Origin of the sequence: Pseudomonas massiliensis (assembly GCF_000826105.1) — a bacterium.
Classification (GTDB): Bacteria; Pseudomonadota; Gammaproteobacteria; order Pseudomonadales; family Pseudomonadaceae; genus Aquipseudomonas; species Aquipseudomonas massiliensis.
On the sequence record NZ_CCYK01000006.1, the window covers coordinates 611,064 to 634,107 of the forward strand.

The window sequence follows — 23,044 nt, forward strand, 5'->3', positions numbered from 1 at the left end:
CGCCTAAAGGCGATGCAGGCCGCACCCGATGCTGCACTGCCCCCCGCAGGCTTCTCGGACGTAAAAAAACCGCGGCGCTCGCCGCGGTTTAGTTCGACAGGACTGTCGCCTTATCAGGACGCGATCACCCCAGCTGCCGCCCCTTGTTGGCGGCAATACGCATCCGCAATGCATTGAGCTTGATGAAGCCTGCGGCATCGGCCTGGTTATAGGCGCCGCCGTCTTCTTCGAAGGTGGCGATGGTCGCGTCGAACAGCGAATCGTCGGACTTGCGCCCCACTACGATCACGTTGCCCTTGTACAGCTTCAGGCGCACCACTCCATTAACGTGAACCTGGGAAGCGTCGATCATTTGTTGCAACATCAGGCGCTCCGGGCTCCACCAGTAGCCGGTGTAGATCAGGCTGGCGTAGCGTGGCATCAGTTCGTCTTTCAGATGCGCAACTTCGCGGTCCAGGGTGATGGATTCGATGGCACGGTGAGCCTTGAGCATGATGGTGCCGCCGGGAGTTTCGTAGCAGCCCCGGGACTTCATGCCTACATAGCGGTTTTCCACGATATCGAGACGACCGATGCCATTCTCGCCGCCGATGCGGTTGAGCTCGGCCAGGACGTTGGCCGGAGTCATTTCCAGACCGTCGATGGCGACGATGTCCCCGTTACGGTAGGTAAGCTCGATATAGCGAGGCGTGTCCGGCGCCTTTTCCGGCGAAACCGTCCAGCGCCACATGTCTTCTTCATGCTCGGTCCAGGTATCTTCGAGCACGCCACCCTCGTAGGAGATGTGCAGCAGATTGGCGTCCATGGAATAGGGCGATTTCTTCTTGCCGTGGCGCTCGATGGGAATGCCATGCTTCTCGGCATAGTCCATGAGTTTCTCGCGGGAGAGCAGGTCCCATTCCCGCCAGGGAGCGATCACCTTGACGCCGGGCTTGAGCGCGTAGGCGCCGAGTTCGAAGCGCACCTGGTCATTACCTTTGCCGGTAGCGCCGTGGCTGATGGCGTCGGCACCGGTTTCATTGGCGATCTCGATCAGCCTTTTGGCGATCAGCGGCCGGGCGATGGACGTACCCAACAGGTACTCGCCTTCATACACGGTGTTGGCGCGGAACATGGGGAATACGAAATCACGGACGAATTCTTCGCGAAGGTCGTCGATATAGACTTCCTTGACGCCCATGGCCTGGGCCTTGGCGCGCGCCGGTTCTACTTCCTCGCCCTGGCCCAGGTCAGCGGTGAAGGTCACCACTTCGCAATTGTAGGTATCCTGCAGCCACTTGAGGATCACCGAGGTGTCCAGGCCGCCGGAATATGCCAGAACGACCTTTTTTACGTCCGCCATGCCATCACTCCACGGGTTTTACTGAAAGCCGCAGATTCTAACGCCGCCCAGCGAGGATTTACAGTAGCGCGACAACCACTGTCCGTGAAGCGACAGTTTTCAGCCCTCCTTTTTGCCTGGCGTCGGGCTTGCGGCCGGAGCGGCAACCGGTGCTGACGGTGGCGTAGCCGCCGGGGCCGGGCCAGGCGCGGCGGTACTGGCAGCGGAAGCGGACGGCTCAGAGGTAACCTGTTGAGCCTCTGGCGCGGGGCTGCCGGGGCGGCGATCCAGCTCCACGTTCACCCGGCGATTGCGGGCACGATTGGCCGCGGATGTATTGGGCACCACTGGATACTGCTCCCCATGGAAGCGAACTTCGATCTGGTTTTCCGGAACACCGCGAGCCTTGAGATAGTCCGCTACGGCCAACGCGCGTCGGCGTGACAGTTCCCTGTTGGTCAGACGATTGCCGCTGTTGTCAGAGTGTCCGTCCAGTTCGATATGGTTCACGGTAGGATCTGCCTTCATGAAGGCCAACAGGGCATCCAAGCGAGCCTTCGCCGCGCTGCTCAGGTCCATGCCCGCGCCGGGGAATGGAATCTGGCTCAGACGCGCCTGGTCGTAGTTCATCGGCAGCAGCCTGGCCGCGCAGGCCTGATACTCGGCCCAGGCCTTGTTGAAGTTGATTGGCAGTACACGCACTTCCAGGCCTCGCCCGGTCTCGCTCGACACGGTGCGCACAACGCTACTGCGGCCTTCCAGGAGACCGCCGAGCAAGCCGCTGGCCTGCCCTTGGCTCGAGATCATCACTACTGGCCCCGCGCCCAGGCGGACCGCGCCGAGGCTGACATCCGCGCGGCCTGGCTGCCAGGGCGCGGCGGCGGCATACAGGTTGGCGCTGCCGGTTCCGAGCGCGGCGCCAGGCGCCGTAAGCCGAAACACCGGCTTTTCCCCGGCGCGGCGCACGAACTGGCCTTCCCCGAAATTCGCAATTGGCTGGCTCAGGCGGCATTCGAAGACGTCACCCTCTACCTTCCACTGCACGGCCTCCAGTGGCGTCTGAAAAGTGAGCGCCATGGCCGGCAGCGCAGCCAGACTGCAGGCAACCAATGAAAGACAGGCAAGATAACGAAGGCCCACGGCAAGCTCCGGCGAAGATGTCAGCGTACCCAAGGCGTATCGGTCGCGTCTCGGCAAACTTGATAGCGGATGATGCCGAGCGCCTTTTCCGGTAGGATTCGCCCTAGCCCGTCACCAGGCAGTGGGCAGGGTCTTCCAGCGCGCGGCACGCCGTTGCGCAGGCTCCGGGCCACGGTTCGGCAGAACCCGCTTCGCTGCCGGCGCCCCTTGAGTTCTACCCGCCTGGTACTCTCCATGTCCAACCGCATTACCCTGCTCCGCCCAGACGACTGGCACATTCACCTGCGCGATGGCGCTGCCCTGACGCAAACCGTCGCCGATGTTTCGCGCACGTTCGCGCGCGCGATCGTCATGCCGAACCTGGTCCCACCGGTACGCAATGCCGAACAGGCCGATGCCTACCGCCAGCGAATCCTTGCCGCCCGCCCGGCTGGCAGCCGTTTCGAACCGCTGATGGTGCTCTACCTGACCGACCGCACTTCCGCTGAAGACATTCGCGTCGCTCGGGCCAGCGGCTTCGTACACGCAGCCAAGCTCTACCCTGCCGGCGCGACCACCAACTCCGACTCCGGCGTAACGTCCATCGACAACCTGTTCCCGGTGCTGGAGGTCATGGCCGAAGTAGGCCTGCCGCTGCTGGTTCATGGTGAAGTCACCCATTCCGAGGTGGATGTCTTCGACCGGGAGAAAGCCTTCATAGACCAGCACATGAGCCGGATCGTGGCGCGCTTCCCCTCACTGAAAGGGGTGTTCGAGCATATCACCACCGCCGACGCGGTGGCCTTCGTCAAAAGCGCGGGCAGTAACCTGGGCGCCACCATCACGGCGCATCATCTGCTCTATAACCGCAATCACATGTTGGTAGGCGGTATCCGCCCACACTTCTATTGCCTGCCCATCCTCAAGCGCAACATTCACCAGGATGCCTTGATCGAAGCGGCCATCAGCGGCAATGAGCGTTTCTTCCTCGGTACCGACTCCGCGCCCCATGCTCGGCATGCCAAGGAAGCGGCTTGTGGTTGCGCGGGCTGCTATACGGCCTACGCCGCGCTGGAGCTGTACGCCGAAGCCTTTGATCGCGCCGGGGCGCTGGATCGGCTCGAGGGCTTCGCCAGCCTGCATGGCCCTCGTTTCTATGGTTTGCCGACCAATACTGAAAAGGTCACCCTGGTGCGTGACCCCTGGCTAGCCCCCGCCTCCCTGCCGTTCGGCGACCATGAGGTCGCGCCCCTGCGCGCGGGTGAAAGCCTGCAATGGCGTTTGCTGGAGGAGCAGGCGTGAGCGACGATCAATTCGACGACGAGCTGGACAGCCCCTCCTCTTCCGCCAGCCGCCATCCCATGGCTACCCGGTTCCGCGGCTATCTGCCAGTAGTGGTGGATGTTGAAACCGGCGGTTTCAACAGTGCCACCGACGCCTTGCTGGAAATTGCCGCGACCACTATCGGCATGGATGAAAAGGGCTTCGTGTTCCCGGACCATACCTGGTTCTTCCGCATCGAGCCTTTCGAGGGTGCCAATATCGAACCGGCGGCGCTGGAGTTCACCGGGATCAAGCTCAACCATCCGTTACGCATGGCGGTCAGCGAAGAAAGCGCATTGACAGATATCTTCCGTGGCGTACGCAAGGCCCTTAAAGCCAATGGCTGCAAACGCGCCATCCTGGTCGGCCACAACAGCAGTTTCGACCTGGGCTTTCTTAATGCGGCTGTTGCCCGCAACGACCTCAAACGCAACCCCTTCCATCCTTTCTCAAGCTTCGACACCGCTACCCTGGCTGGCCTCGCCTATGGGCAGACCGTATTGGCCAAGGCCTGCCAGAGCGCCGATATCGACTTCGATGGCCGCGAGGCACATTCGGCCCGCTATGACACCGAGAAAACCGCAGAGCTGTTCTGCGGGATCGTCAACCGCTGGAAGCAGATGGGCGGCTGGCGCGACTTCTCGGATTGAGCGAACGAGCCGACCTTTCATCGGTTGCCTGACAGGGTTCTTGCCGGCGTTTTGACAAGCATTCTCATTAACATTAAGATCCGGGCATTCCAGCCTTACCGCAGTGGGTGCCCGCCTTATGTATGTCTGCCTTTGCCAAGGTGTTACCGACGGCCAGATCCGTGAAGCCATCTATGAAGGCTGCTGCAGCTATCGGGAGGTCCGTCAGGCCACTGGCGTAGGCACACAATGCGGCAAATGCGCCTGCCTGGCCAAGGAAGTGGTCAGGGATACCCTGGCTGAATTGCGCGGAGCCCAGGCAGCGGCAGCCTTCCCGGTGGAGTTCGTTCCCGCTTAGGAATGGGCCTGAGAGGCATTCGTACCTGCATCTCCCCCGTCTACTTGGATTGAACCGTACGCGTTACCATTTTCAATGGATGGCGCGTGCAAATGCCTGTTTGACAGTGCCTTTTCCCACGCGCACACTTTTGGCCATCCGCAGCATGCACAGGCCATTATCATGAAAGGTGACGTCAGCGTCATTCAGCATCTCAACCGTGTTCTCGGTAACGAGCTCATCGCCATCAACCAGTATTTCCTCCATGCGCGCATGTACGAGGACTGGGGGCTAAACCGGCTTGGCAAGCATGAGTACGACGAGTCCATCGATGAGATGAAACACGCCGACAAGCTGATCAAGCGCATCCTGTTCCTGGAAGGCATCCCGAACGTGCAGGAGCTGGGCAAGCTGCTGATCGGCGAGCACACCCGGGAAATGCTCGAATGCGATCTCAAGCTGGAACATAAAGGTGTGATGGATCTACGCGCGGCCATCGCTCATTGTGAGTCGGTGGGCGACTACGGCAGCCGAGACCTGCTCGAAGACATTCTTGAGTCCGAGGAAGAACATATCGACTGGCTGGAGACCCAACTGGGGCTGATCGACAAGATCGGGATCGAGAACTACCTGCAGTCCGGCATGGGTGAAGAAGACGCCTGAGCCTCTGGCTTCGCGCCTACTGAGCGAGACCCTGGCCTGAAATACGTGGGTCGGGGTGCTTCATTGAACGTCGGCGTAGCTTGTCGACGGATGAAAAAAGCCAGGCCCCTGACAGGACCTGGCCTTATGTACCGTGGCGCAGCGCGCTGGCCCTCGGTGCTTCAGGCGCCCGGTTGAGCTTGCGCGGTCTTGGCCACGGCGCCCTTGATCAGGGTTTGCAACTCACCCTTTTCAAACATCTCCAGCACGATGTCACTGCCGCCGACCAGCTCGCCATCTACCCACAACTGCGGGAAGGTAGGCCAGTTGGCGTACTTGGGCAGGTTGGCGCGGATTTCCGGGTTCTGCAGGATATCCACGTAGGCGAACTTCTCGCCGCAGCCCATGATCGCCTGCACGGCGCGGGCGGAGAAGCCGCACTGCGGCGCATTGGGCGAACCCTTCATGTACAGCAGAACGGTATTGTTGGCGATCTGGTCTTTGATGGTTTCGATGATATCCATGGGCACCTCAGGCTTTGGCTACTCGACACCTGCGTGTCGACACGTGGGGTGCATTGTAACGGAAAGCCGAGCAGCGCGCTCGGGCTTGACCTCCCCGCTCACTGCATGGCGTTGCCCGAGGGTGGGCTGAGCATCTCGATCTCGGTGATGGTTTCCACCTCGTCCTGAGGCACATGCACACCTGTCATTTCACCGATGATCTGCCAGTGGGCGTCGAGTTCCGAGCTGATCGTGGCCATGCGATCTATCATGTGCCGGCCGGCTTCGCGGGCGACCTTGTCTTCGCTGCGCAGCAGCTCGAACGACATGGTAGTGATAGACGCGGTGAGATGGGTCAGTGTCCGGGCAGTCAACCCGAGCAGTTCCATCAGCTGTTTTTCCTTCGCTTCCATTCGGGACTCCCTGTGTCGCGTGGGACACATTATCACCCACGGCAGAGCGTTGTGGAATGCCGTTACGGCAATGCCGGGCATTGCTGTGACGCCTTTCAAGAAACGGACTGCGCGCCGCTGCTCGGGTTCACCCGAGCGGCGAAGAAAGGCACTCGCTGGAACAGCCCGGCAGACCCTGTTCAAAATCTCTGACAGGCATTGGTAATAGGCGACATTTTTTTATAACATCGCGTCTTTCCGCTTCGTTTCGCCGCGTCAAAGCGGCCTTTACCCTGGACATGCCTTGCCTGACCGCAAGGCCCAGATCTTTTTCGTCCCGTTGCAAAGGTAGCCACAATGAATGCCAGGCACTTTCTTTCCCTGATGGATCTGACCCCTGAGGAGTTGCGCGGGGTGATCCGCCGAGGGATGGAGCTCAAGGGCCTGCGTGATCGCGGGGTCTTGCATGAGCCTCTGAAGAACCGGGTGTTGGGCATGATCTTCGAGAAGTCATCTACCCGCACGCGGCTGTCCTTCGAGGCGGGCATGATCCAGCTCGGTGGCCAGGCCGTTTTCCTTTCTTCCAGGGATACCCAGCTCGGGCGCGGCGAACCCATCGAGGATGCCGCGCGGGTGATGTCCGGCATGCTCGACGCGGTGATGATCCGCACGTTCGCCCACAATACTCTGACCCGGTTCGCCGCTCATTCCCGGGTGCCGGTGATCAACGGACTTTCGGATGACCTGCACCCCTGCCAGCTGTTGGCCGACATGCAGACCTACGAGGAAACCCGAGGCACTATCCGCGGCAAGACGGTCGCCTGGATAGGTGACGGCAACAACATGTGCAACAGCTACGTGGAAGCGGCGATCCAGTTCGACTTCCAGTTGCGGGTGGCCTGCCCGGAGGGTTACGAGCCGGATGCCCGCTTCCTTGCCATGGCCGGCGATCGCGTCCATCTGCTGCGCGACCCACGAGAGGCGGTACGGGGCGCGCACCTGGTCAGCACCGACGTATGGACGTCCATGGGCCAGGAAGACGAAGCCGAACAGCGCCTGGCCCGCTTCGCGCCCTTCCAGGTCACGCGCGAACTTCTCGATCTCGCGGCCCCGGACGTGGTATTCATGCACTGCCTGCCCGCCCACCGCGGCGAAGAGATCAGCCACGACTTGCTCGACGACCCGCGATCCGTGGCCTGGGCCCAGGCGGAAAACCGCTTGCATGCGCAAAAGGCGCTGCTTGAATACCTCGTCAAACCTGCCTACCGAGCCGAATGAATTCTTCCGCACTTCTAAGTTTGAAAGCGCTGGGTTGTGGCTATGCCCACCAGCGCGTCGTGCACGACCTTCACCTGCAGCTGGCCCCTGGGGAAATCGGCTGTCTTCTGGGCGCATCCGGCTGTGGCAAGACGACCACCCTGCGGGCCATCGCGGGCTTCGAGCCAGTACATGAGGGGAAAATCCAGCTGGACGCGGAGGTGATCTCCCGCCCCGGCTACACCCTGGCCCCGGAGAAGCGCCGCATTGGCATGGTCTTCCAGGACTATGCCCTTTTTCCTCACCTGACGGTGGCGCGCAACGTGGCCTTCGGCCTGGGCAAACGGGCCGATGCCGCTCGGGTGGTTGATGAAATGCTCGCGTTGGTGAACCTGCAAGGGCTGGGCGAGCGCTACCCCCATGAGCTGTCCGGCGGACAGCAACAGCGGGTGGCGCTGGCGCGGGCGTTGGCCCCGGAGCCGCAGCTGCTACTGCTGGACGAGCCTTTCTCCAACCTGGACGTGGAACTGCGACGCCGCTTGAGTCGAGAGGTGCGCGACATCCTGAAGGGGCGAGGCATCAGCGCGATCCTGGTAACTCACGACCAGGAGGAGGCGTTCGCGGTCAGCGACAAGGTTGGCGTGTTCCGCCAAGGGCGGCTCGAACAATGGGATACCCCCTATAACCTGTATCACCAACCGCGCACCCCTTTCGTGGCCAGCTTCATCGGCCAGGGATATTTCATCCGCGGCGAATTGACCGGCGCGAACACGGTGCATACCGAACTGGGCGAACTGCGTGGCAAGGGTACTTACCCCTGGCCCAACGGGGCCGCCGTGGACGTGCTGCTGCGCCCGGATGATATCGTGCTGGCCCCGGCCAGCACCCTGCGCGCGGGGATCATTGGCAAAAGCTTTCTAGGTGCCTCTACGCTGTATCAACTGCGGCTGGCCACCGGAAGCCAGGTTGAAGCCGTATTTCCCAGCCATTGCGATTACCCACTGGGGGAAGAAGTAGGCATCGCGGTAGCGGCCGAGCACCTGGTGCTGTTCGAAGCCAGCGGCAGCGTGGCGGCGCAGCTACCATAACGCCTCATGGCGATGGCGTTACAGGCCGACCAGCAGGCGCCCGGAAGCCACCAGCGTCATGTGCCCACCCACCTGTACGCTGTCCCCTACCAGGCGACAGGCCAGTTCACCGCCGCGGGCAGAACATTGATAGGCGCTAAGGCTGGTCTTGCCCAGACGCCGCGCCCAGTAGGGTACCAGGCTGGCATGGGTCGAAGCCGTCACGCCATCTTCGGGTATACCGAGGCCAGGGGCGAAGAACCGCGAAACGAAATCATGGCGCTCGCCTCGCGCGGTAACCACCACCCCACTCCACAGCAAGCGCCCGAGTGCCAGCGGGTCTGGCTGACACTGCCGCAGCGCTTGCTCGGACGCCACTACCACGAACAGCTCGTTGGCCCCAAGCACGTCGATGATGTCGACATTGAGCGCGCGCTGGATCTCCAGACTGACCCCTTCCTCATCCGGGTATTGGGCTGGCAGGTTCAGCCACAAGCGCTCTCGGTCGCGCATGACGGTCAACAGGCCGCCACGACTGATGAATTCTACGGTATCGGCGGTCTCGGCAAAGACCTGCTGCAGTACATGGGCGGCCGCCAGGGTGCCGTGCCCGCAGAGCGGCACCTCTGCTCGAGGCGCGAACCAGCGGATCCGCCAGCGTGGTCCTTCCTTGACGATGAATACCGTCTGCGAAAGGTTATGTTCGGTAGCGATCTGCTGGAGCAGATCATCGGGCAGCCAGCGTTCGAGTCGATAGACGATGGTGGGGTTGCCGCCGAAAGGGCGATCTGAAAACGCATCGACCTGGTGGTAATCCAGTTGCATGGCCGGCCCTCTCTCGTGCATCCGATGGTGCCCCTTTGCCCATCAGACCTTGGCCAACCCGGCAAAGCTCCCTTGGACCAGCTCCGCCAGGACCCTGGCGGACAATTCCACCTCGAGGCCGCGTCGGCCGCCGCTTACGTAGATGGTTTCAAAACCCAGCGCACACTCGTCGATAAAGGTGCGCAGACGCCGTTTCTGCCCCAGGGGGCTGATGCCGCCAAGCAGATAACCCGTGGCTCGCTGCGCGGCCGCAGGGTCTGCCATCTCGCATCGCTTAGCCTTTGCGGCCTGGGCCAGCGCCTTGAGGTCCAGGCTTCCAATGACCGGTACCACGGCAACCAGCAGTTCCTGTTTATCCGTCGCCGCAAGCAGGGTCTTGAATACCCGCTCCGCTGGCAGGCTCAGCTTCTCGGCAGCCTCCATCCCATAGGAAGGTGCCTTTGGATCGTGCTCGTAGGCATGCACCTGGAAGTGAGCACGATGTTTCTTCAGAAGATCGATAGCGGGCGTCATGGCGGCTATACAGCCTCTTTGAGAACAGGACCACAGCCTATGTGCCATGGGCAAGAACCCAAGACAACCCGGACAGGACAAAAAGGGTCAAGCTGGCGTACTTATGCAATAAAACGTTCGAAATCGATCTTTACATCAGCGTTTGGCGGTTATATTTTTTCGTTTGCGAATACACCGGCGAACCTTTCCCTGAAAAATTCGTCTATTGCGTCCGTAATCGCCCTGCTGCATGGGCCTTGAGCGGTGGCAGGGTGGCACGCTGCACAACAACAAAAAAACGAGGTACAGGATGTCAAACGGTTTGAGCAAACCCACGTTGTCCGGCCAGTGCATGGCCGAGTTCCTGGGGACTGCCCTCTTCATCTTCTTCGGTACAGGTTGCGTCGCCGCTCTCAAGGTCGCGGGCGCCAGCTTCGGCTTATGGGAAATCAGCATCATCTGGGGCGTAGGGGTCAGCATGGCCATCTACCTCACGGCAGGCATTTCCGGCGCGCACCTGAATCCGGCTGTCAGCATCGCGTTGTGGCTGTTCGCCGGTTTCGAGCGGCGCAAGCTGCCCTTCTATATCGTTGCCCAGGTGGCGGGCGCCTGTTGTGGCGCGGCCTTGGTCTACACCCTCTATTCATCGCTGTTTTTCGGATACGAACAGCTTCATCAGATGGTCCGTGGCAGCGAAGCCAGCCTGGAGCTTGCCAGCGTCTTCTCTACCTATCCGAACGCCGCCTTGAGCGACGGCCAGGCCTTTCTGGTAGAAGCGGTCATCACCGCCATTCTCATGGCCGTGATCATGGCGCTGACCGATGACAACAACGGCTTGCCTCGCGGCCCGCTGGCGCCGTTGCTCATTGGCCTGCTGATCGCGGTGATCGGTAGCGCCATGGGCCCGCTCACCGGATTCGCCATGAACCCCGCGCGGGATTTTGGCCCCAAACTGATGACCTTCATCGCAGGCTGGGGCGAGGTCGCCTTCACCGGCGGGCGTGAGCTACCGTATTTCCTTATCCCCATCGCCGCGCCTATCCTGGGCGCCTGTTTCGGCGCGGCGAGCTACCGCCTGCTGCTGGCCCGGCACTTGCCCCTGGCGGATACCCAAGCTTCAAACGCAGCACCTGATAAAGAGGCCGATGCGCGTGCGTCCTGAACGCCCGTGACATTGCCCCACCACTACCTTCAAGGCAGCCGCCATGACCGACAAAAATTACATCATCGCCCTTGACCAAGGCACCACCAGCTCCCGCGCCATCATTTTCGACCGGGACGCCAACGTGGTCTGTTCCGCACAGCGCGAATTCGCCCAGCACTACCCGCAACCGGGCTGGGTCGAGCATGACCCCATGGAGATCTTCGCGACCCAGAGCGCAACCATGGTCGAGGCCTTGGCCCAGGCTGGCCTGAGCCATGCCCAGGTGGCCGCCATCGGCATTACCAACCAACGGGAAACCGTGGTGGTCTGGGACAAGACTTCCGGCCGTCCCATCCACAACGCGGTGGTCTGGCAATGCCGACGCAGTACGGAAATCTGCGAACAGCTCAAGCGCGACGGTTTCGAGGACTACATTCGAGAAACCACCGGCCTGGTCATCGACCCCTACTTCTCCGGCACCAAGGTGAAGTGGATTCTCGACCACGTCGAAGGGAGCCGTGAACGCGCCCGCCGCGGGGAGCTGCTGTTCGGAACGGTCGATAGCTGGCTGATCTGGAAATTCACCGGCGGCAAGGTGCATGTCACCGACTACACCAACGCCTCGCGCACCCTGTTGTTCAACATCCACACCCTGCAGTGGGACAAGCGCATGCTGGAAGTGCTCGACATTCCCGAGCAGATGCTGCCCCAGGTGCGCCCTTCCTCCGAGGTCTACGGCCAGACCAAGAGCGGGATCGACATTGCCGGTATCGCCGGAGACCAGCAGGCTGCCCTGTTCGGCCAGATGTGCGTAGCTCCCGGCCAGGCCAAGAACACCTACGGCACCGGCTGCTTCCTGCTCATGAACACCGGTGACAAGGCCGTAGCCTCCAGTCACGGCTTGCTGACCACGCTGGCCTGCGGGCCGCGCGGCGAAGTCGCCTATGCGCTGGAAGGCGCGGTGTTCAATGGCGGCTCCACCGTGCAATGGCTGCGGGACGAGCTCAAGGTGGTCAACGATGCCCTGGATACCGAGTACTTCGCCAACAAGGTGAAGGACAGCAACGGCGTCTACCTGGTGCCGGCCTTCACCGGCCTTGGCGCGCCCTACTGGGACCCTTACGCCCGTGGCGCCCTGTTCGGACTGACCCGCGGCGTCAAGGTGGACCATATCATCCGCGCAGCGCTGGAATCGATTGCCTACCAGACCCGCGACGTACTCGATGCCATGCAACAGGACGCCGGCGAGCGCCTGTGCACCCTGCGAGTGGATGGCGGGGCGGTGGCCAACAACTTCCTCATGCAATTCCAGGCAGACATCCTCGGCACCCCTGTGGAACGCCCGCAGATGCGTGAAACCACTGCCCTGGGTGCTGCCTACCTAGCCGGCCTTGCCAGCGGTTTCTGGAGCAGCCTGGACGAACTGCGCGACAAGGCGGTAATCGAGCGGCAGTTCACGCCCCAGGTCGATGAAGCGCAGCGCCAGGCGGCCTACGCCGGATGGCAGAAGGCCGTGGAGCGCACCCGGGGCTGGTCGCAGTAAATCGCCGTGCCCAGGTGCCTCGCCGAGCATGCTCGGCCTGGGGCGCCTTGGCGCGCTCCACCCGCCGATGATGCCCGGCTTTTCCCTTCGAACCTAGCAAATCTCGGCATCGGTGCGGCATCATGGGAAAAACTTGATAAAAGCATCAAAGGACGCCCAATGAACCTGCCCCCCCGTCAGCAGCAGATCCTCGACCTGGTGCGTGAACGAGGCTACGTCAGTATCGAGGAAATGGCCCAGCTGTTCGTGGTCACGCCACAGACCATTCGCCGGGACATCAATCAGCTTGCCGAAGGCGGCCTGCTACGCCGCTACCATGGCGGGGCCGCGTACGACTCGAGCATTGAAAACACGGCGTACGCCATGCGCGCCGACCAGATGCGCGATGAGAAACAGCGCATCGCCGAAGCCATCGCCGCGCAGATCCCCGACCACGCCTCGCTATTCATAAATATCGGCACTACTACCGAGTCCATCGCTCGTGCGCTGCTGGGCCACAACCAGTTGAAGATCATCACCAACAACCTGCACGTGGCCTCTATCCTGAGCGGCAAGGAAGATTTCGAAGTGCTTCTGGCAGGTGGCAACGTACGCCGGGACGGCGGCGTGGTCGGACAGGCCTGTGTGGACTTCATCAACCAGTTCAAGGTGGACTACGCCCTGGTGGGCATCAGCGGTATCGACGAGGAAGACGGCAGCCTGCTCGATTTCGACTATCAGGAAGTGCGCGTTTCCCAAGCCATCATCGCTAATGCGCGACAGGTGATACTGGCTGCCGACTCCAGCAAGTTCGGCCGCAATGCCATGGTCCGCCTGGGTTCGATCGCGCTGATCGATTGCCTGGTTACCGACCGTGGGCCTGATCCGATGCTGATTCAACAGCTGAACCAGCACAAGGTACGCCTGGAAGTGGTTTGAAGCGGCCATATGAAAGCTGAAAGGTTCCGCGCATTTTCATAATTGTTCTTTTCGGTTCATTCGATGAAGAAATTCAATCGAAGCGTGCTGGCATGGCTAGGGATGTTGAGCTACCATTTTCGAAAATGAACATTCTATGTTCGAAATCATTTTCGAGTTCGATTGGAGGCCAACATGCCCGCTATCCCAGAGTCGCCCGATACCCTCTATGACATCGCAGTCATCGGTGGTGGCATCAATGGCGTGGGGATCGCGGCCGATGCCGCCGGGCGTGGGCTGTCGGTGTTCCTTTGTGAAAAGGATGACCTGGCCAGCCACACGTCTTCAGCCAGCAGCAAGCTGATCCATGGCGGCCTGCGTTACCTTGAGCATTACGAGTTTCGCCTGGTTCGCGAAGCCCTGGCCGAGCGCGAGGTACTGCTTGCCAAGGCGCCTCATATCGTCAAGCCCATGCGCTTCGTATTGCCCCACCAGCCGCACCTGCGTCCGGCCTGGATGATTCGCGCCGGGCTGTTCCTGTATGACCACCTGGGCAAGCGCGAGAAGCTCCCTGCCTCGCGCAGCCTGCGCTTCGGCCCACGCAACCCGCTCAAGGCCGAGCTCAAGCGCGGTTTCGAATATTCCGATTGCTGGGTGGACGATGCTCGACTGGTCGCGCTCAATGCCATGGCAGCCCGGGAACATGGCGCTCAGATCCGCACTCGTACCCGTTGCGTTCACGCCGAGCGTACCGAGGGGGTGTGGACGCTGAGCCTGGAGAACGCCGAGGGCCAGCCATACAGCATCCGTGCAAAAGCCTTGGTCAACGCGGCGGGGCCGTGGGTGGCAAGGTTCATCCGTGAAGACCTCAAGCTGCAGTCACCCTATGGCATTCGCCTGATCCAGGGCAGCCATTTGATCGTGCCGCGCCTGTACGATGGCGAGCACGCCTATATCCTGCAGAACACCGACCAGCGCATCGTCTTCGCCATTCCCTATCTTGACCGGTTCACCATTATCGGGACGACGGACCGGGAATATACCGGTGACCCATCGAAGGTGGCGATCACTGAGCAGGAGACAGATTACATCCTCAAGGTGGTCAATGATCATTTCAAGCATCAACTGACCCGCGCGGATGTACTGCGTACCTACTCTGGTGTGCGCCCGCTGTGCAACGACGAATCGGATAACCCGTCGGCTATCACCCGCGACTACACCCTGGCACTCAGCCAGGAGCCCGGCCAGGCGCCCCTGCTGTCGGTGTTCGGGGGCAAGCTGACCACTTACCGCAAGCTGGCGGAATCCGCCATGGGTCAGCTGGCGCCCTTCTTCCCTGCCATGGGCCCGAGCTGGACGGCGAAGCAGCCATTACCTGGCGGCGAGGACATGACCACGCCCAAGGTGCTGGCCGAGGCGCTTGTCGCCAGGGCTGCCTGGCTTCCAGCCGAGGTGGCCACGCGTTGGTCAGTCACCTATGGCAGCCGCGCATGGCGCCTGCTGGAAGGTTGCCAACAGTTGGCAGACCTTGGCCAGCATTTTGGCGCGGGCCTCTATGCGCGAGAAGTCGACTACCTGCGCGACAACGAATGGGTGGCCTCGGCCGAAGATGTCCTCTGGCGCCGAACCAAGCTGGGCCTGTTCCTGGACAGCGAGGGCCAACGCGCGCTGGAGGCTTACCTGCCAAGTCAGACCGTACAGAAGGGCAAGGTACAGGCGGCCTGAGCGGCACCGCCGGCGGGCGGTCGTAGCGGTTGTGGCGAGCGCGAGCGCTGTGTTGAAATAGTGCCCACTTAGCGCTTCGAACCTTCCCGTCCCGCCGTGAACACTCCCTCCCTGCGTCAATGGTTGCTCGCGGCCCTACTACTGTGCGTCACACTCGCCCTGGGGCTGGTCGGCTATACATTGAGCGAGCGCCTGGGCTTGAAAGCGCAAGCCGACGCAGGAGCCCGTCAGCTCGAACTCCATACCCGGGCAGTGGAAAGCGAGCTGGACAAGTACACCTATCTGCCAAGCGTGCTGGAACTGGAACGCAGCGTGCAGACGTTGCTGTCCGGCGTGGGCGATGCGCCCATCGCCGCGGTGAACCAGTACTTGGAAGGCCTGCGCGAGCGCAGCGGCAGCCGCGCCATTTTCCTGATGGATGTAAACGGTCATGTGCTTGCCAGCAGTAACTGGCGAGACCCTGACAGCTTCATTGGCGAAGACCTGGCCTTCAGGCCCTATTTCAAGGATGCCCTGCTAGGGCGGCCGGGACGCTTCTATGGCCTGGGCACTACCACCGGCGAGGCCGGCTACTTCCTGGCCCACGGTTTGCGAGCCGAAGGCAGGATAGTCGGAGTCGCGGTGGTCAAGGTCCGCCTGGACGCTCTGGAAGCTCGTTGGCAGAAGGCACGGCTGGAGGCCTTTGTCTCGGACGAGAACGGCATCATCATTCTTTCCAGCGATGCGACTCGTCGCCTCAAATCCGTCGAACCACTGGATGAAGAGAGCCGTGCGCGCCTTGCTCGCAGCCTTCAGTACTACGGCTTTCCCCTGGATGAGCTGCAATTTTCGCAGCGTGAATCCGTCGGGCCTGGGGCGGAACGCCTTATCCTTGGCCAGGATGATGGCTACGGCGATCGGCGCCCCGCTCGCTACCTTGCCCAGAGCCTCGCGGTGACAGATACGCCCTGGCATCTGACACTGCTCACCCCGCTCAAGGACCAACGCAGGGAATCCATCGTGCATGGGGTGCTGGTTGCCTTCGGATTCGCGTTGCTGGTTTTCTTGCTTATCGCCCGCAATGAGCGGCGCAAAGTGGTCGCTACCCGCCTGGCGGCGCGAGAGGCCCTGGAAACGGCCAATGACCTGCTCGAGAAGCGCATCGCTGACCGTACCAAGGCACTTCGCAACAGCAACGAGCGATTGAAAAGCCAGATCCGCGAGCGGCGCCAAGCCGAGCAAACGCTGCGCAAGGCCCAGGATGAACTGGTTCGTGCCGAAAAGCTGGCGACCATTGGACAAATGTCCACCAGCATCGCCCACGAGTTGAATCAGCCACTGGCTGCGCTGCGCACCCTTTCGGGCAATACGATACGCTTCCTGGAAAGAGGCCACCTCGAGGTGGCTGACACCAATCTGCGTACCATCAATGATCTGGTGGACCGCATGGGCCGCATCATCGCGACCTTGCGTGCCTTCGCGCGGGGCGGCGACCGCGGCGGCCAGGCGGAGGTCGCCAGCGCGCTCGGTGCGGCTCGCGGCGTGTTGCAACAGCGATTCGAAAACCGGCCGATCAGGCTGGACTGCCAGGTCACGCCAGGCTGCGTGGAGATCGAGCAGACCCGCCTGGAGCAGATCCTGGTGAATCTGCTGAGCAATGCCCTCGATGCCGTCGAGAGTAGCGCGCAGCCTGTGATCGAAGTGAGGGGTCAGGTAATCGACGACAGTTATCGGCTTCGCGTGTCCGACAACGGCACGGGTATCGACACTCATGGGCGGCAGCGTCTGTTCGAGCCTTTTTTCACCACCAAACTCGGCGGGCATGGACTTGGGCTCGGCCTGACCCTTTCAGCGCAACTGGCAGCCGCGGCCAAGGGTCAGCTGAGCCTTGATGAACAGGCGGGCAGCGGGGCCAGTTTTCTACTTACCTTGCCATTGAGTGCCGTCAGCAACAGGAGCACCTCCCCATGATGTCATCCTTGCCTGTGCTGGTGATCGAAGACGATCCACACGTTCTGCTAGGTTGCCAGCAAGCCCTGGCGCTGGAAGATATTCACAGCGAAGGCGTAGCCAGCGCGGAAGCGGCACTGGCGCGCGTCGAAGCGGGCTTTCCAGGCGTCGTGATCAGTGATATCCGCCTTCCCGGCATGGACGGGCTTACCCTGTTGAGCCATCTGCGGACCCTTGACCCGGCGCTGCCGGTGATTCTCATCACAGGGCATGGCGACATTGCCCTGGCGGTGAGCGCGATGCGCCAGGGCGCTTATGACTTCATGGAAAAGCCCTTTTCGCCGGAGCAGCTCGTCGACGTCGTGCGTCGGGCCCTGACGCAGCGATCGCTGACCTTGGAAGTGCAGGCGCTGAGACGCCAGCTGGCGGGGCGCGGCCTGCTGGAAGAACGTCTGCTGGGCCAATCCCGGGCCATGCAAACGTTGCGCGAAACGTTGCGCAACGTGGCGGACACGCCGGCCAATGTGCTTATCATCGGCGAAACGGGCACCGGCAAGGAACTGGTTGCCCGTTGCCTTCATGACTTTAGCCGACGTCAGCCGCAGCCTTTCGTTGCACTCAATTGCGGCGCCCTGCCCGACAGCGAATTCCATTATGAAATCTTCGGCCATGAAGCCCATGCCTTCAGCGGCGCGGATGCTCAGCGTATTGGCAAGATAGAGTACGCCCAGGGCGGAACGCTTTTTCTCGATGAAGTGCAAAGCCTGCCCGAGCCCATGCAAATCAAGATGCTGCGTGTACTGCAGGAGCGCACCCTGGAGCGGCTAGGGTCCAATTCGCCTTTGCCTGTGGACATACGCGTCATTGCCGCGACCAAGTCACTCGAGGCCGCGCAGACGCCGCCGGCGGGAATGCGTAGCGATTTTTTCTATCGCCTGAACGTGGTTACACTGCGGGTTCCGCCCCTGCGGGATCGACGCGACGACATCCTCGACCTGTTCGAGCATTTCCTTGCCGTTGCGTCCGCACGATTCGACCGCCCCCAGCCTGCGCTGGACTCTACCATACGCGCCCGATTACTGAGCCACCCCTGGCCAGGCAATGTGCGTGAGCTGCGCAATGTCGCGGAGCGATTCGCCTTGGGGCTGACGCCCTTCGGTGATTCAAGTGTCGAGCACGCCCGCCCGACCTTCAACGAGGCGGTGGAAGTCTTCGAGCGTGGCCTGTTGCTGGAGGCACTGGCCCGCACCGGGGGCAACCTGAGCCAGGCCAGCCAGGAACTGGGCATGGCCAAGACCACGCTCTTCGATAAAGTCAGGAAATACCGGCTTACAGGCCAGCCGGGGTAATGCTTGGCCCGGCAGCGTTAAATAGCGACGCCGTGCTTCGCCTGTCGGCTTGAATGAGCTCTCCTTCAGTCAGGAGGGCATCCGGATGCCTAACGCCAACACGCTCGACGCCTCGCTGTCATTCCCCCGCTTCCTCGGCGATTCCGAAACCCCATACCCTGCCCCCCCGGAGGCGCTGCAATGGATCAACGTGCAGCACTACCAGGCCGCCATGGAGCGACACCTGACCGATGCCCTGCAGGGTCAGGCTCAGCCATGGGTAGCGCTTGCCCAAGCGATGCGAACGCTTCAGGACTGGCATGAGCGAAGCCGTGAACTGATTGCGACAGCGATGCTCACGCTGCCGCGATCCATCGGACACCTTTACCTTCCTTACCGCCAGGCCTGCCTCAATGGCCTGGTCGCTGAAGCTCAGGTACAACAGGCGCTCGGCAGCTTGCCCCAGGAGGCCTTCGAAACCATTAACGAGTGTGCGCAGGCACTGCTGAGCGACGCCGAGCCGCGCCAGGCCTACCGGTTGTGGAGCTTCGTTCTGCGAGGCCCGGACGAACAGGCAACCTGGCCAGGCGCGTTCGCGCTCAGTACCCTCCCTGAACTTCCCGACGCCCCGCCTCCTGCTTTCCTGCTGTATCGCTTTGGCGAGGACGGGGGGTGGACATCCCATCCGTCAATGCCCGCCCTCGAACGTTCACTCGCGGACCTGCTGGGCGCGCAGTCGCCCTTCTCGGTGAGCTCACAAGAAGCCCGCTGGCCCCGCCTGATAGACCTGATGGACCTGGCCCTGGTGACACTGACCGAGGCGGCTAGCGGTAGCTCCATGGATAGCCCGGAGGCGCGTGAACGCCTCACGCTTGAAGCCCTGCGCGCACTCAGTGTGCCTATCAACCCGGCACGCGCGCTCGCTTTCGCAAGCATTGACGAAACCTGGCGCAGCTTGCGTTTGAGCGAGGCGGCCCGACCCTGGATGGCTCGGCTGTCGGGCCCTGTGCTGGCGCGGCTGGCCCAATTGCTGGTCCAGTACGCTGAAGCGTTCGTGGCCAGCGAGCGCTTGCTGCGCCGGGCCATCCCCGTTCGGGACGCCTATGTCGCGGCCAGGGTCCATGACTACTTGAGCACCCAGTTTGCCTTGACCCAGCCCTGTCGGGTTCGCCTGGACGTTCCCTTGTCTGTGCAATGGGTGCGCGAGCCGGTCGTGGGAAGCGGCGCGCCTGGCATGCCGGTCAGGCGCGTTGCCCGGCCAAGCGCGGAACGTCAGCGGCTTACCCTGGAAGCCCTGGCCCTGACACAGGTCGACGATTCCATGGCCGAGCGGCTTCAATTCTTGAAGGTCGACATCAGCCCCTCGAACCATCCCGCGCATACACGGCTGGAAACAGGCATTGACGCCGCCTGGATTCGCCAAATGGCAGAGCATCTGGATGTGGCCGGTAACTACGAACGGCTGATGGCCGATGCCTATCTACAGGCAGGCCGATTCGAAGCCAACGCGGACGAAGACACGGCGACTCTCCTGGCCCCCTATGACCTCGCGCTGCAGCTCCATGGCGTGGTAGCCCAAGCCTTGGGACGGTTGGAACCTTCAGGGGTGCGCATGGCTGAACGGGCGCGCCAGGCCCCGCATAGCGAAGCCTGGGGAGCAGATGGCCTTGACCTGACTGTACGCCCGGCTGCCTTGAAAGTGTTCGATGAGAAGATCCACAGCAGCGGCAGCATTCTTGCGGGCGTCAGCTTCATCGAAGATCGGGCCAGTGGCACGACGCTGTTGTACCTGCCAGACGCGCCCGACGGCCATGGGTTCAGCCAGTACCCTGACCTGGCCACGGCCGTGGAGGCAGTGGAGCGGCTTTTACTCAATGATCGCTTGCGTCGTTACCTGTGCGAGCGGGCGCTTGAAGGGAATGTCGAGTACCTGGACAGCGTGGTGAGGCAAGGCTTGGCAAAAGGCTTTCGCACGTTCATCGAAGCACGCGCCCCCTGGCCAGCCCATCTTTCCCTGGCCCGCGTTCAATACCTGGCCGACTGGGGATTGCGCATGCGCGACCATCGCGCCAGCTCCACGTCCAATGCGGACAAGATGTTCGAGGCCGCGCAAGACAGTCGCGGTGACGTGCTGAGGTACATTCGTATGGCGCTGGGGTTCGTGCCCTTCGTCGGTAGCGTCCTGGCCATGGTCGATGCGCTGGAAGCCGGCATCGTCGCCGGGCAGGCGTTCGCTCAAGGGGAAAGTATCGCAGGCGTGGAAGCCGTCGAATCGGTACTGGTGTCCCTGGTCGACGCCATGATGGACTTTGGTCCTGGCGCGCTGGCTGCCAGTCACTCCAGCCTGATGGCCATGGCGCGAGCGCGCCAACTGCGCCAGGCGCCAAGAGGCTATGGTCGTTTTAGGGAACTGTGCTCCTGGAGCCATCGGCGTGTCGAAGAAGCCTTCAATGGCTATGAGCGGCCGGTGATTCTGCGTGGCGCGCCTGGTACGGATGGTCGTTGGCGTAACGTGCATCAGCAAGCGGAAGGGACCTTTATCACTCGCGGTAGCTACGTGTATGCCGTGGAATGGGATAGCAGCCTGAACACCTGGCGTCTGTCACCCACCCAGACCCGCCATTACCGCCAGCCCGTCGCCCTGGACGAAGCCGGCAACTGGCAAACCCACGGACACCTTTATGGCGCCCTAGTGGATGGAGGGCTACGCGGCGGCGGTGCTGTACAAAGTTATCTGGCCGATCGGCTCGACCCCCTGTGGCCTGACGCCCTTCGGCGATTGCTCCCGCGCTGGTGGACCGATGCCCAATATCGTCGCCAGCAGCAACTGGCCAGCGAAGCGCATTCTCGGCTTAGAACCTTTGTGAGCCACGACGCTGTCTTGCAGCAGCGCTTGGAAGGCTACCGTGCTCAGGGGGCGGAGGCCCCGGCGGGCCCGGTTATCGAGGGGTGCGATCGAGTGATCGAAGCCGTCAGCCTTTATTACGACACCCTCGAACGTTATCGACCCCTGTTGCAAGGGCGGCGGCAAGGCGAAATCAGAACCGACCAAAGCCGCGCGGCCGCTACCCTCGCTGCCCGAACCAACCTGCAGATCCACCTCGCGTTCCTGGAAAGCGATCGCCTCAGCGAACTGGCTCAGGCGCAGCGGCGGGAGATCCAGGAAACCATACTCCAGCGCTATCGCGAACAGGGCCCATTGACACCTGTAGGCCCTGACCTGTTAGAGCGGCAGCGCGCTATCCGCCAGACCATCGCCCAGATACTCGCGCAATATGATCTTATCCAGCGTGGACTGGATCGCCTCACCCAGTGGCAACGTCGCATCACCCTGGCGGAGCATCGACGGGCGCTCCATACCGATAACGAGACCTCGTTCCAGGTCTTCGATACCGCTGCGACGGCCTTGGCCCGGATCGGGCTTCTTCTGGACCTGGCACCGCACGATAACCTGGCTGATCCCTCGTGGCTGTATATGCGCAGGCTGTATACGCCGGCTCGGGTTCGTTTCGACCGGGTGGCCCAGGCCAGCTACCACGGAGGAAGGCTCAACCTGCCACTTCCGCAACGCGAGCGCTTGAAAATTCAGCTCAGGGAAAACAGCCAAGCCCTGATCAGGGTCATTCGGCGTCTCTTGGCCAGTTACCCGGAGCAGTTCGATGCGGACTATGCCGAGCGGCTGCTCGATGAGCTGGGCAGGCTTCGTGACGGGCTTGGCCACAGACCCGTCGCCGAGGCCAAGCCTCATAAGCCTCATAAGCCTCATAAGCCTCAAGCCGAGGTATTCGAAGGCGATGGCTTGTTGCTGGTCGGTGAACCAGTGCAGGGCCAGCCATCCGTGCTTGCCGTGCACAACGTCAACAACCGCACCGAACGCTGGCTACGCCGCGTCGATAACACCTATGAGCCCGCCGAAACGGCCACCGAGGCTCCGCCAGTGCTGCCCCCGGTCGAGATCGCGCGGATCGCCCAATACCGGCTTGATCAACTGCCCGTCTTTCGCAACAGAATGCAACGTTACGCCCGCCAGCAAATGCTTCCCGCGGACCTCGAAGACCTTTTCCTTGGAGAAAGCCAAGAGCTGGAATTCCGAGCCAGTCAACTGGCCCAAAGTGACCAGAGTCAGCGCTATGCCGCATTAGTGCGGCAGTCGCGCGAGCAGGCAGCGCAACTCCGCGCCGAAGGCCGACAAGCCCGGATCGACACTTGCAAGGCCTCAACCAGGCCAACCGCTGCGCAGCTCCAATACCTGGCGGAGCAGGGTGAGGTGCGGATTCGCAAGCTCGGCGGGCGCCAGCGCTCCGGTACCGCGAGCAGAAGCAACTGGCTGCAGGAATACGAGGTACTGGACAGCCGTAGCGGCAGGCCATTGTCCTATGCCCACTTCCATTACAGGCAGGAACAGTCCGCGTTCGAAGAATTTGTCGTTGCTCACCTGAAGACCCCAGCCCAGCGCAGGCTGGGAGCCGCTGCCTCCGGACAGGCGCCAATCTGGCGAGGTGAAATCAGTCGCCCCTTGGCAGAGCGTTTGTTCAGCTCGGCGCTGGGGTGATCCTGGCAACCATGTCCAG

At 62.0% G+C, this 23,044-nt stretch carries 19 protein-coding genes; 13 read left to right on the forward strand and 6 right to left on the reverse strand.

The window, feature by feature from the left end; all coding sequences use genetic code 11:
- Positions 1 to 124 precede the first annotated feature (124 nt).
- Both BN1188_RS08840 and BN1188_RS08845 read right to left on the reverse strand, forming a co-directional pair.
- The gene (locus BN1188_RS08840; protein ID WP_040261027.1) at positions 125 to 1,342 is read right to left on the reverse strand and encodes an argininosuccinate synthase; all 1,218 of its coding nucleotides are present in this window, start codon (positions 1,340 to 1,342) and stop codon (positions 125 to 127) included.
- 99 nt (positions 1,343 to 1,441) lie between these two features.
- On the reverse strand, positions 1,442 to 2,461 hold the full coding sequence (locus tag BN1188_RS08845) for a flagellar protein MotY (RefSeq protein WP_040261028.1): 1,020 nt from the start codon (positions 2,459 to 2,461) through the stop codon (positions 1,442 to 1,444).
- Positions 2,462 to 2,695: 234 nt separating this feature from the next.
- Here BN1188_RS08845 and pyrC point away from each other — a divergent pair, with 234 nt between their 5' ends.
- The 4 genes from pyrC to bfr all read left to right on the forward strand — a co-directional run bounded on the left by pyrC (position 2,696) and on the right by bfr (position 5,392).
- Positions 2,696 to 3,742: a dihydroorotase gene (gene pyrC / locus BN1188_RS08850; protein ID WP_040261029.1), complete on the forward strand. Its 1,047-nt coding sequence runs from the start codon at positions 2,696 to 2,698 to the stop codon at positions 3,740 to 3,742.
- Positions 3,739 to 4,413 (forward strand): ribonuclease T, encoded by a 675-nt coding sequence (gene rnt, locus BN1188_RS08855; protein WP_040261030.1) that lies wholly within the window; start codon positions 3,739 to 3,741, stop codon positions 4,411 to 4,413. The genes pyrC and rnt overlap by 4 nt, the downstream gene beginning before the upstream one ends.
- A 118-nt stretch (positions 4,414 to 4,531) precedes the next feature.
- Positions 4,532 to 4,750: a bacterioferritin-associated ferredoxin gene (locus BN1188_RS08860; RefSeq protein WP_040261031.1), complete on the forward strand. Its 219-nt coding sequence runs from the start codon at positions 4,532 to 4,534 to the stop codon at positions 4,748 to 4,750.
- A gap of 162 nt (positions 4,751 to 4,912) precedes the next feature.
- On the forward strand, positions 4,913 to 5,392 hold the full coding sequence (bfr, locus tag BN1188_RS08865; protein WP_040261441.1) for a bacterioferritin: 480 nt from the start codon (positions 4,913 to 4,915) through the stop codon (positions 5,390 to 5,392).
- Positions 5,393 to 5,553: 161 nt separating this feature from the next.
- On the opposite strand, the gene grxD is transcribed toward bfr, so the two are convergent.
- Both grxD and BN1188_RS08875 read right to left on the reverse strand, forming a co-directional pair.
- Positions 5,554 to 5,895: a Grx4 family monothiol glutaredoxin gene (gene grxD, locus BN1188_RS08870; RefSeq protein ID WP_040261032.1), complete on the reverse strand. Its 342-nt coding sequence runs from the start codon at positions 5,893 to 5,895 to the stop codon at positions 5,554 to 5,556.
- A gap of 98 nt (positions 5,896 to 5,993) precedes the next feature.
- Positions 5,994 to 6,287 (reverse strand): hypothetical protein, encoded by a 294-nt coding sequence (locus tag BN1188_RS08875; protein WP_040261033.1) that lies wholly within the window; start codon positions 6,285 to 6,287, stop codon positions 5,994 to 5,996.
- A gap of 336 nt (positions 6,288 to 6,623) precedes the next feature.
- Here BN1188_RS08875 and argF point away from each other — a divergent pair, with 336 nt between their 5' ends.
- Entirely contained in the window at positions 6,624 to 7,544 is a 921-nt protein-coding gene (argF, locus tag BN1188_RS08880) for an ornithine carbamoyltransferase (RefSeq protein WP_040261034.1), read from the forward strand.
- The gene (locus BN1188_RS08885; protein ID WP_040261442.1) at positions 7,541 to 8,611 is read left to right on the forward strand and encodes an ABC transporter ATP-binding protein; all 1,071 of its coding nucleotides are present in this window, start codon (positions 7,541 to 7,543) and stop codon (positions 8,609 to 8,611) included. Before argF ends, BN1188_RS08885 begins: the two co-directional genes overlap by 4 nt.
- 18 nt (positions 8,612 to 8,629) lie before the next feature.
- Here the strand turns inward: BN1188_RS08885 and BN1188_RS08890 are convergent, their stop codons facing one another.
- Both BN1188_RS08890 and ybaK read right to left on the reverse strand, forming a co-directional pair.
- Positions 8,630 to 9,415 carry a PhzF family phenazine biosynthesis protein gene (locus BN1188_RS08890; protein ID WP_040261035.1) on the reverse strand — a complete coding sequence of 262 codons (786 nt, stop codon included), beginning with the start codon at positions 9,413 to 9,415 and terminating at the stop codon, positions 8,630 to 8,632.
- Between the two features lie 42 nt (positions 9,416 to 9,457).
- Positions 9,458 to 9,928 (reverse strand): Cys-tRNA(Pro) deacylase, encoded by a 471-nt coding sequence (ybaK, locus tag BN1188_RS08895; RefSeq protein WP_040261036.1) that lies wholly within the window; start codon positions 9,926 to 9,928, stop codon positions 9,458 to 9,460.
- A 289-nt stretch (positions 9,929 to 10,217) separates the two neighbouring features.
- On the opposite strand from ybaK, the gene BN1188_RS08900 reads away from it, so the two are divergent.
- From BN1188_RS08900 to BN1188_RS08930, 7 genes are all read left to right on the forward strand, one after another.
- Positions 10,218 to 11,069, forward strand: a complete 852-nt coding sequence (locus BN1188_RS08900; protein WP_040261037.1) for an MIP/aquaporin family protein — start codon at positions 10,218 to 10,220, stop codon at positions 11,067 to 11,069.
- Between the two features lie 43 nt (positions 11,070 to 11,112).
- Positions 11,113 to 12,594 (forward strand): glycerol kinase GlpK, encoded by a 1,482-nt coding sequence (glpK, locus tag BN1188_RS08905; protein WP_040261038.1) that lies wholly within the window; start codon positions 11,113 to 11,115, stop codon positions 12,592 to 12,594.
- 159 nt (positions 12,595 to 12,753) lie between these two features.
- Positions 12,754 to 13,512: a DeoR family transcriptional regulator gene (locus BN1188_RS08910; protein ID WP_040261039.1), complete on the forward strand. Its 759-nt coding sequence runs from the start codon at positions 12,754 to 12,756 to the stop codon at positions 13,510 to 13,512.
- Between the two features lie 174 nt (positions 13,513 to 13,686).
- Positions 13,687 to 15,216: a glycerol-3-phosphate dehydrogenase gene (glpD, locus tag BN1188_RS08915; RefSeq protein WP_040261040.1), complete on the forward strand. Its 1,530-nt coding sequence runs from the start codon at positions 13,687 to 13,689 to the stop codon at positions 15,214 to 15,216.
- Positions 15,217 to 15,312: 96 nt separating this feature from the next.
- Positions 15,313 to 17,166 (forward strand): sensor histidine kinase, encoded by a 1,854-nt coding sequence (locus BN1188_RS08920; RefSeq protein ID WP_040261041.1) that lies wholly within the window; start codon positions 15,313 to 15,315, stop codon positions 17,164 to 17,166.
- A complete protein-coding gene (locus BN1188_RS08925) occupies positions 17,163 to 18,494 on the forward strand; it encodes a sigma-54-dependent transcriptional regulator (protein ID WP_040261042.1) in 1,332 nt (443 codons plus the stop codon). The genes BN1188_RS08920 and BN1188_RS08925 overlap by 4 nt, the downstream gene beginning before the upstream one ends.
- Before the next feature lie 85 nt (positions 18,495 to 18,579).
- On the forward strand, positions 18,580 to 23,025 hold the full coding sequence (locus BN1188_RS08930) for a hypothetical protein (protein WP_040261043.1): 4,446 nt from the start codon (positions 18,580 to 18,582) through the stop codon (positions 23,023 to 23,025).
- Positions 23,026 to 23,044 lie beyond the last annotated feature (19 nt).

Excerpts from the sequence above, each read along its gene's own strand:
- pyrC (WP_040261029.1), top strand. The coding sequence starts at position 2,696 with ATGTCCAACCGCATTACCCTGCTCCGCCCAGACGACTGGCACATTCAC.
- BN1188_RS08910 (WP_040261039.1), top strand. The coding sequence starts at position 12,754 with ATGAACCTGCCCCCCCGTCAGCAGCAGATCCTCGACCTGGTGCGTGAA.
- BN1188_RS08890 (WP_040261035.1), bottom strand. The coding sequence starts at position 9,415 with ATGCAACTGGATTACCACCAGGTCGATGCGTTTTCAGATCGCCCTTTC.
- BN1188_RS08860 (WP_040261031.1), top strand. The coding sequence starts at position 4,532 with ATGTATGTCTGCCTTTGCCAAGGTGTTACCGACGGCCAGATCCGTGAA.
- BN1188_RS08875 (WP_040261033.1), bottom strand. The coding sequence starts at position 6,287 with ATGGAAGCGAAGGAAAAACAGCTGATGGAACTGCTCGGGTTGACTGCC.
- glpK (WP_040261038.1), top strand. The coding sequence starts at position 11,113 with ATGACCGACAAAAATTACATCATCGCCCTTGACCAAGGCACCACCAGC.
- BN1188_RS08900 (WP_040261037.1), top strand. The coding sequence starts at position 10,218 with ATGTCAAACGGTTTGAGCAAACCCACGTTGTCCGGCCAGTGCATGGCC.
- BN1188_RS08840 (WP_040261027.1), bottom strand. The coding sequence starts at position 1,342 with ATGGCGGACGTAAAAAAGGTCGTTCTGGCATATTCCGGCGGCCTGGAC.
- bfr (WP_040261441.1), top strand. The coding sequence starts at position 4,913 with ATGAAAGGTGACGTCAGCGTCATTCAGCATCTCAACCGTGTTCTCGGT.
- BN1188_RS08885 (WP_040261442.1), top strand. The coding sequence starts at position 7,541 with ATGAATTCTTCCGCACTTCTAAGTTTGAAAGCGCTGGGTTGTGGCTAT.
- BN1188_RS08930 (WP_040261043.1), top strand. The coding sequence starts at position 18,580 with ATGCCTAACGCCAACACGCTCGACGCCTCGCTGTCATTCCCCCGCTTC.
- argF (WP_040261034.1), top strand. The coding sequence starts at position 6,624 with ATGAATGCCAGGCACTTTCTTTCCCTGATGGATCTGACCCCTGAGGAG.
- BN1188_RS08925 (WP_040261042.1), top strand. The coding sequence starts at position 17,163 with ATGATGTCATCCTTGCCTGTGCTGGTGATCGAAGACGATCCACACGTT.
- grxD (WP_040261032.1), bottom strand. The coding sequence starts at position 5,895 with ATGGATATCATCGAAACCATCAAAGACCAGATCGCCAACAATACCGTT.
- ybaK (WP_040261036.1), bottom strand. The coding sequence starts at position 9,928 with ATGACGCCCGCTATCGATCTTCTGAAGAAACATCGTGCTCACTTCCAG.
- glpD (WP_040261040.1), top strand. The coding sequence starts at position 13,687 with ATGCCCGCTATCCCAGAGTCGCCCGATACCCTCTATGACATCGCAGTC.